This window comes from Zobellia uliginosa (assembly GCF_018860745.1).
In the GTDB taxonomy this organism is placed as follows: domain Bacteria; phylum Bacteroidota; class Bacteroidia; order Flavobacteriales; family Flavobacteriaceae; genus Zobellia; species Zobellia uliginosa_B.
Genome location: NZ_JAHKPY010000010.1, coordinates 1,507 through 1,708, shown reverse-complemented (window position 1 = coordinate 1,708; position 202 = coordinate 1,507). Strand labels below are relative to the sequence as shown.

1 protein-coding gene is annotated in these 202 nt (G+C 50.5%); it reads right to left on the bottom strand.

The features are described from left to right. Positions 1-202, bottom strand: a 202-nt coding sequence (locus KO521_RS11365) for a hypothetical protein (protein ID WP_215940045.1), incomplete at both ends; no start/stop codon positions are given.

The following is a 202-nucleotide window of genomic DNA, read 5'->3' as shown; positions in this document are numbered from 1 at the left end:
ATCGTTACCTGCATTCGGTAAATCTTGTTCAGTTACTATGACTTCCGAAGTATCGTCACCGGTACAGGGCGAAGTTGCCGCAACGGTATAGGTATAGGTTCCCGCACCTGCCATAGCCGGGGACCATGTTCCACCTGGGTCAGGGGAGCCTAATTCATTAAAAAGTTGGGCTTCGGTAACCGTTGTTCCAGCACAAATGGTC